General features: G+C 73.3%; 6 protein-coding genes. All 6 read left to right on the top strand.

Annotated features, from left to right (window positions below; all coding sequences use genetic code 11):
• Nucleotides 1-214: 214 nt before the first annotated feature.
• The 6 genes from M3B01_RS06125 to M3B01_RS06100 all read left to right on the top strand — a co-directional run bounded on the left by M3B01_RS06125 (nucleotide 215) and on the right by M3B01_RS06100 (nucleotide 7,897).
• Nucleotides 215-1,567 (top strand): APC family permease, encoded by a 1,353-nt coding sequence (locus M3B01_RS06125; RefSeq protein WP_259790273.1) that lies wholly within the window; start codon nucleotides 215-217, stop codon nucleotides 1,565-1,567.
• Nucleotides 1,568-1,952: 385 nt separating this feature from the next.
• Nucleotides 1,953-2,900 carry a putative selenate ABC transporter substrate-binding protein gene (locus M3B01_RS06120; RefSeq protein WP_259790272.1) on the top strand — a complete coding sequence of 316 codons (948 nt, stop codon included), beginning with the start codon at nucleotides 1,953-1,955 and terminating at the stop codon, nucleotides 2,898-2,900.
• On the top strand, nucleotides 2,900-3,655 hold the full coding sequence (locus tag M3B01_RS06115) for a phosphonate ABC transporter ATP-binding protein (protein ID WP_259790271.1): 756 nt from the start codon (nucleotides 2,900-2,902) through the stop codon (nucleotides 3,653-3,655). The genes M3B01_RS06120 and M3B01_RS06115 overlap by 1 nt, the downstream gene beginning before the upstream one ends.
• Entirely contained in the window at nucleotides 3,652-5,295 is a 1,644-nt protein-coding gene (locus M3B01_RS06110) for an ABC transporter permease (protein ID WP_259790270.1), read from the top strand. The genes M3B01_RS06115 and M3B01_RS06110 overlap by 4 nt, the downstream gene beginning before the upstream one ends.
• 128 nt (nucleotides 5,296-5,423) lie before the next feature.
• Complete coding sequence (locus M3B01_RS06105) at nucleotides 5,424-5,750, top strand: hypothetical protein (protein WP_259790269.1); 327 nt, start codon at nucleotides 5,424-5,426, stop codon at nucleotides 5,748-5,750.
• A complete protein-coding gene (locus M3B01_RS06100; protein WP_259790268.1) occupies nucleotides 5,747-7,897 on the top strand; it encodes an FAD/NAD(P)-binding protein in 2,151 nt (716 codons plus the stop codon). The genes M3B01_RS06105 and M3B01_RS06100 overlap by 4 nt, the downstream gene beginning before the upstream one ends.
• The last annotated feature ends 127 nt before the right edge of the window (nucleotides 7,898-8,024 follow it).

Below are 8,024 nucleotides of genomic sequence, written 5' to 3'. Positions count from 1 at the left end.
CCGGTCCAGGGTGCACGCCCGCCCGTCCCCGTGCGCCCGACCGGTCCGGGGCGCCCGCCCGGCCTCGTGCGCCCGACCGGTCCGGGGTGCCCGCCCGCCTCGGGCGCCCGCCCGGCCCGGGCCCGATTCGTTCCTTCGTATCCGCGCACCGGCACCCCGTCCGCTCCGCCCGACGAACACCCGCTCCCGCGCCCCCGCCACGACAGAAGGCTCCATGACCTCCTCACCTGCCCCCGCTGAGCTCGCCCGACGGCTGGGCCTGGGCGATGCTGTGGTCATCGGGTTGGCCTCGATGATCGGTGCCGGCGTGTTCGTGGCCCTCGGTGCGGCGCAGGACCTCGCCGGCCCCGCCGTGCTGCTGGCCGTGGCCCTGGCGGCACTGGTCGCCTTCGGCAACGCCACCTCCACTGCGCAGCTGGCCGCCCAGTACCCCACCTCCGGCGGCACCTACTTCTTCGGCCGCCAGCAGCTGGGCGAGTGGTGGGGATTCCTGGCCGGCTGGTGCTTCGTGATCGGCAAGACGGCCTCCTGCGCCGCGATGGCCCTGGTGGTCGCCGCCTACCTGGTGCCCGAGGCCTACCAGCGGCCCGTCGCTGCGCTGGTGGTGGTGGCGCTGACCGCCGTGAACCTGGTGGGCGTGACCCGCACCGCGGGCCTGGCCCGCATCCTGGTCGCGATCGCCCTCACCGCACTCGGCGTCACCGCCGTGCGGCTGCTGGTGGGCGTCGTCGGCGGCGATGGGGGAGCGGGCTTCGCCGCCCCCGTGCCCGGGCCCCTCGCCGATGCCTCCACAGGCCTGTGGGACGGGGGACTGGCGGCGGTGCTCGGCGCCGGCACCGGCGGAGTGCTCGGTGCTGGACTCGCCGTCGCCCAGGCCGCCGCCGTGGTGTTCTTCGCCTTCGCCGGGTACGCCCGCGTGGCCACCCTGGGGGAGGAGGTCACCGCGCCGCGCCGCACCATCCCCCACGCGATCCTGCTGGCCCTCGGCGCCGTGTTCGCCCTGTACATGCTGCTCGCGCTGGTGCTGGTGCTCGTCGGCCCCGCCCCCGGCGCCCACGGCTGGGGGCCTGCTCCGTTCATCGCTGCCCTCGACCAGATCGGCGCGGGCGCGATGTGGAAGGCGATCGTCACCATCGGTGCCACCGCCGCTGCCGCCGGGGCTCTGCTGGCCCTGGTGGCCGGGGTGTCCCGCACCATGCTGGGCATGGCCCGCGAGGGCGACCTGCCGCGGCCCCTGGCCCACGTGAACCCGCGGTTCTCGGTGCCGCAGCGGGCCGAGATCACCGTGGGGATCGTCGTGGTGCTGCTGGTGCTGCTGGCCTCCGACGTGCTGGTGGCGATCACCGCCTCCGCCTTCGGGGTGCTGCTGTACTACGCGGTCGCCAACATCGCCGCCTTCACCCAGACCGAAGAGCACCGCCTGTTCCCCAAGGCCCTGCAGGTGATGGGCCTGGTGGGCTGCCTGCTGCTGGTGGCGGCCCTGCCTGGCAGCACCCTGGTGGCCGGCCTGGTGCTGGTCGCGATCGGTGTGGCGTACCGAGGAATCGTGCTGGCCTCGCGCCGGTGACGAGCACGCTGACGGACCGTGCAGTGTGCACGTCAGCAGCGGTGACGTCGACCGATGGTTACGCAAACTCCAGGACCGCCGCTTCGACCCGGCCGATCGAGTCGGTCGATCAGCTCGTCGACCCGCTCGAGGATCCGGCTGAGTCGCCAGATGCGGCATTGGGCGGTTCGTGCCTGGCGGCAATGAGCTGCCAGCATGCGCCCCACGATCCGCACACGGTGCCCCCGTTCCGGAATCCGTCATAGGATGCCTGGTACGCCCGGAGAACCAGGTCACGGTGGTCACTCGTCGGCCCGCGCGCCGTCGCGCAGGCACAGACGCGCAGGCTCCGTCGACCAAGCGACGAAGCGCAGACGCCGCCACGCGACCGCACCGAAGGAGAACCATGCTCACCCGCCGTGCCGCCCTAGCCCGTCTTGCCCTCACCGGGGCCGCGGTCACGGGGGTGGGGCTCACCGCGTCCTGCTCGACCGGCAGCGGTGACGGCTCGGCCGATGGGGGAGGTGCGGGCGGCGGCTCCGGCCAGCCACTGCGCATCAGCGCCATCCCCGATCAGGACCCGGACGCCCTCACCGAGCGCGAGGAGGCCTTCGCCGCCCACCTGGCGAGCGTGCTCGACATCGTCGTGGAGTACGTGCCGGTGCCGGACTACGCCGCCTCGGTGAGCCTGTTCGGCGCTGGCGACCTGGACCTGGTGTTCTACGGCGGCCTCACCGGGGTGCAGGCCCAGCTGCAGAGCCCGGAGGCCACCATCGTCGCCCAGCGCGACATCGACCCCTCCTTCACCAGCGTGTTCATCGCCAACGCGGAAGCCGGCATCGACCCGGTGGACTCCGTGGAAGGACTGTCCGTGATGGCCGGGAAGCGCTTCACCTTCGGCTCGGAGACCTCCACCTCCGGCCGCCTGATGCCCTCGTACTTCCTGTCCCAGGCCGGCGTGGCCGAATCCGACCTGGCCGGTGAGCCCGGCTTCTCCGGCTCCCACGACTCCACCATCGAGCTGGTCACCTCCGGCTCCTACGAGGCAGGTGCCCTGAACAGCCAGGTGTGGCAGGCCCGCATGGAGGAGGGCAGCATCGACACCGACAAAGTCATCGAGGTGCTGGTCTCGCCCGAGTTCCATGACTACCACTGGCTGCTGCGCGGCGACGCCGACGCGCGCTTCGGCGACGGCTTCACCCAGCAGCTCACCGACGCCATGCTCACCATGCACGAGTCCGAGGAGGGGCGTGCGATCGTCGAGTCCTACGGCGCGCAGTCCTTCATCCCGGCGAAGGCCGAGGACTACCAGCAGATCGAGGAGGTCGCCCGCGAGCTGGGGCTGATCGGCTGATGAGCGCCGCTGAACCGCCCGCCCTGCAGCTGGACGGCGTCACCGTCCGCTATGGCGCCCGCACCGTGCTGGATGCCTCCTTCACCGTCGACCCCGGGCAGAAGGTCGCCCTGGTGGGACCCAGCGGCGCCGGCAAGTCCACCGCGCTGGGCCTGGCCAACGGCTCCATCACCCCCAGCAGCGGCACCGTCACCACGCTCGGCACCGACCTGGGGGTGGCGAGCCGGCGCCGGGTGCGGACGGTGCGCGCCCGGATCGGCACCGTCCACCAACGCCTGGACCTGATCGGGCCGCTGGCTGCGATCCACAATGTCAATGCGGGCCACCTGGGCCGCTGGGGGCTGTGGCGGTCCCTGGCCTCCTTGGTGCGGCCGCTGGAGGTCGAGACCGCCCACGCCGCGATGGCCCGCCTGGGCATCGAGGAGCTGGCCGCCACCCGCACCGAGCGCCTCTCCGGCGGGGAGCAGCAGCGCGTGGCCCTGGCCCGCATCATCGTGCAGGATCCCGCTTTGGTGCTGGCGGACGAACCCATCTCCAGCCTGGACCCGCAGCGTGCCCGCGTGGTGATGGGCCTGCTCGCCGACGTGGTGGGCGAGGGAGACCGCGCCCTGCTGGTGAGCCTGCACGACTTCGACATCGCCCGCGGCATGTGCGACCGCGTGATCGGCCTGCGGCAGGGCCGGATCGCCTTCGACCTGCCCGCCGCAGAGGTCACCGACCAGCACCGCGACGAGCTGTACCGGTTGCCGGCATGAGCCCGGAGGCCGATGCCCGCGCCGGCTCCCGCACCGGCTCCCGCTCTGGCCGTCGCGCTTCCTCCCGCCCCGGCCGCTGGTGGGTGGCCGGCGCGGTGCTGCTGGTGGCCTGGTCGCTGTGGGGCTCCGGCATCGGCCGCGAACCCGTGCTGAACCCGCCCGGCTGGCCCTCCCTGCGGTCCTTCTTCGCAGCCGCGCTGTCTCCTGATCTCTCCGCCGACTTTCTGCGCCGCACCCTTGACGCCACCCTGGTGACCATCGCCTTCTCCCTGCTGGGCACGGTGCTGGCGGTGCTGATCGGCCTGGTGGGCGGGGTGCTGATGAGCGAGGCCTGGTGGCAGCGCGGCGGGCGTGCGCCGGGCAGGGGCGCACCGGTGCGCGGGCCCCGTTCCCGGGCACCGGGCTGGCTGCTCACCCGCATCGGACTGGGCATCCCACGCGGCATCCACGAAGCCGTGTGGGGCATCATCCTGCTGGTGATCCTGGGCCGGGACCCGCTGGTGGGGATCCTGGCGCTCGCGATCCCCTTCGGCGTGATCACCGCCAAGGTGTACGCCGAGATCATCGACGAGACCCCGCCCGGCCCCCACGACGCCCTGATCACCGCCGGGGCCGGGAGACTCCAGGCGTTCGTGTACGCCACCCTGCCGCGCATCTGGGGCGACCTGCTCGCCTACGGCTTCTACCGCTTCGACTGCGCCCTGCGCTCCGCGGTGATCCTGGGCATGATCGGTGCCGGCGGTCTGGGCTTCGAGCTGATCACCGCGTTCCAGGGCCTGGCCTACGAGCGCATGTGGACCCTCATCTACGCACTGATCGCACTGGGCTGGCTGTTCGACCGCTGGAGCGCGAGCCTGCGCCACCCGGGCCGCGCCCGCTGGAAGCGCACCTCCCTGCTGCTGGGGGCGGCGCTGACGGTGGGGTCCCTGCTGTACCTGCGACCGGATCTCGCCCGGCTCGTCAGCGCCCGCACCTGGGAGCGCGCCGGTGCGATGCTGGCCGACGCGATCCCACCCAGCCTGCCCTCCACCTGGGCGGACCTGCTCGGTGATGCCGCCGCCACCGTGCAGATGTCGGTGCTGGCGATCGTGGTGGGAAGCGGGATCGGCGTGGTCGCCGCGTTCCTGGGCGTGCACCAGGCGGGGGATGGACCCGTCCGGGCGGCCGGGGCCGCACTGTGCCGGATGCTGCTGCTGACCATCCGCGCGATCTCCCCGCCCGTGTGGGCACTGCTGCTGCTGTTCGTGGTGCTGCCGGGCCCCCTGCCCGGCGCACTGGCCCTGGGACTGTACAACGCGGGCGTGCTGGGCAGGCTGTTCACCGAGGTGCTGGAGACGATGGACCGACGCCCCGTCCTGTCCCTGCAGCTGCTGGGCGCCGGACGCATCACCACCTTCGTCTACGGGGTGCTGCCCCTGGTCGCCGGGCGCTTCACCGCCTATGCCCTGTACCGGTGGGAGATCGCGATCCGCGAGACCGTCGTGGTGGGCGTGGTCGGCGCAGGCGGACTGGGCCGCGTGCTGGAGTCCCAGCGGGCCTCCTTCGACTACTCCGGGATGCTCACCGTGGTGATCGCGCTGCTGCTGCTCTCGCTGCTGGTGGACCTGGCCAGCGCCTCGGCCCGCCGCGCGTGGAGGTAGCGAGCCGACGGGCGGACCAGAGCGGCGCCGACGCCGGAACGGCGTACGACGCCGGAACCTCCTACGAGCGTGAACTCACATGACAGGCCACGTCAAAGAGATCCTTTGAGTGTGCATAACATGTAGATATGCCACGTTCTTCCCTGACGCCTCCGCGCGCGGCCACGCTTCGCGCCGCTGCTTCCCCGTCTGCCGATGCGGTCACCGCCCCGGGCTCTGCGCCCCGCGTTGCTGCACCCCGCACCGGCGCCGGGCTCGAGCGGGCGGAGCAGGGAGGTCCCGACACGCTCAAGTTCGACGGCTCCCCGTCCGAGGCCGGCGGCTCCCCGTCCGAGACCGCGGGGGCCGGGACCCAGGGGGCCGGGGCCGGGACCGATGGCTCCCGATCCGCGATCGAGGGGACCGCGACCCAGCGGGCCGGGACCGCGAACCAGCGGGTCCTGGTCGGCCGATGAGCCACCGTCCCCTACGGAGCCCCCGCGAGGCGACGCCCCCGGGCCCCACCGGCAGCTACGACGCGGTGATCGTGGGCGGTGGGCCCCGCGGGGTGGCCACCGTGCTGCGCACCCTCGCGCGCCTGCGGGCGGCTGCGGGCACCTCCGAGGCAGGAGGGAACCCGGCACCGCCGAGTGCGGGACCATCGGCCGAGCGTCCTGCGCCCCCGCTGCGACTGGCCATGGTCGATGCCCTGGCCGTCGGCCCCGGTGCCACCTGGCTGATCGACCAGCCCGCCGCCTACCTCAACAACACCCAGGCCCGCGCCACCACGATTCATCCCGATCACAGCACCCGTATGAGCGGACCGGCCGCGCCCGGTCCCGACCTGGTGGCCTGGGCCCGTTCGGTCGCCCAGCGCGGTCACCACCGGGTGGGGGACTGGGTGGTGCAGGAGGCCACCGCGCTCGGACCGGACTCGTTCCCCACCCGGCGCCTGCAGGGCGTGTACTTCCGCGACCAGCTCGATGCCGCGACCGCGAGCGGTGAGCTGCAGGTCGAGAAGATCGTGGACACCGCCGTGGACCTCGAGCACGAGGGGGAGCATCGCGTGGTGGTCCTCGCCGGAGGGCGACGGTTGAGCGCGCCCACGGTGGTGCTGGCCCAGGGCATGGTGCAGGCGGTGCCGGGCACGGAGGAGTCCGCGCTCGCCGCGGCCGCCCACCGTCACGGCCTGCGGTACGTGCCGCCGGGCATGCCCGCCGAGCGGTGCTTCACCGGACTGCCGGCCGGGCAGGACGTGCTGGTCAGAGGGTTGGGAGCGAACTTCTTCGATGTGATCGGGCAGTTGGTGGAGGGCTGGGGCGGCCGAGTCGAGGCCATTCCCGCCGATCCCACCGGCCGCCTGCGGTACCTGCCGAGCGGGCGTGAGCCGCGCCTGGTGGTCGGCTCGCGCCGCTGCGTGCCCTACCGCTCCAAGCCCGACGGAGGCCGGCCCACCCGCGGCTTCACCCCGCGGTGGGCCACCCCGGAGTGGTTCGCGGGCCTTGCGACGGAGCGGGGCGTGGACTTCCGGCAGCGCGTGTGGCCGCAGATCGCCCGCGAGTTCGCCCGCGTGTACCTGGAGGCGCTCGAGCAGTACATGCCCGCAGCGGTCGCCGAGGGGTGGCCGGCGGCGCTCGATGCGGTGGGAACGGACGACGCGGCCCAGCCGGGAGGTGCGGGCCAGCCGGGCGGTGCGGGCCAGCCGCGCGGTGCGGGCCAGCAGCGCAGTGCGGCCCAGCCGGGCGGTGCGGCCGTGACGGAGGCCGTGGATGCGGTGCTGAGCTGGGCGATCACTGATCCGCGCTGGTCCTGGACGGTGGGGGAGCTGCACCGGCCCACCGCGGGCCGCACCGTCACCCCCGAGCAGTGGCAGGCACAGGTGGCCCGCCTGGTCGAGGACGAGCTGGGCTCGATGTCCGATCCGGATCGCCACCCGCGGGCCGCCGTGAACGCAGCCATGGCCGCGCTGCGCGTGCAGGTGGAGCGCCTGGCCGCCTCCGGTGCGCTCAGCGGGCAGTCCCTTGCCCGGGACGTGCTGGGAAGGTTCGACGCCGACGGTCTGGCGCTCGCCTCCGGGCCCCCGGCCCACAGGGCGCGCCTAATGCTCGCACTGATCGAGGCCGGGGTGATCGACCTTTTGGGCCCCGGTTTCCACGTCGCGGTCGACGAGGAGCAGGAGTGCTTCGTCGCCACGTCGCCCATCACCGGCAGGCAGGCCCGTGCGCGCGTGCTGCTGGAGACCCGCATGTCCAAGGGGCAGGTGCCGGCCACCTCCGATCCGCTGCTGCAGGCACTGCTCGGCACCGGCCGGGCCCGCATCCACAGCGTGGACGGCATCCCCACCCACAGCATGGAGGCCACCGCTGCGGAGGTGGACGAGAGCGTGCTGGTCGGCCACAACCTGGTGGCGGCCGACGGCAGCATCGATCGCGGGGTGGTGGTGCTGGGCATCCCCGCCGGGAGCACCCAGCCGGGCAGCGCCATCGGCGCCTCACCCGGGGTGCCGTCCCCGCTTCTGGCCGGGGCCGACGTGGCGGCCAAGCAGATCCTGGCGCGGTTGGGTGGCCCCGCTCGCGAGCCGGTGGCCGTCCACAGCAGCGCGAAGCCCGGTTCGTTCGCGTAGATCCTGTGGCGTGAGAGCAGGGGAGCGCCCAGGGCAAGCGCTGCAGCCGCAACCCAGCGGTCTGCCACAGGGGGCAGTACCGCGCGACTCACGTGTTCAGGTACGAGACGAGATCCGCGTACTCCTG

This window comes from Brachybacterium sp. p3-SID957, from assembly GCF_025144775.1.
Classification (GTDB): Bacteria; Actinomycetota; Actinomycetes; order Actinomycetales; family Dermabacteraceae; genus Brachybacterium; species Brachybacterium epidermidis.
The sequence above is the reverse complement of the archived record's forward strand: the minus strand, read 5'-3'. Positions and strand labels throughout refer to the sequence as shown.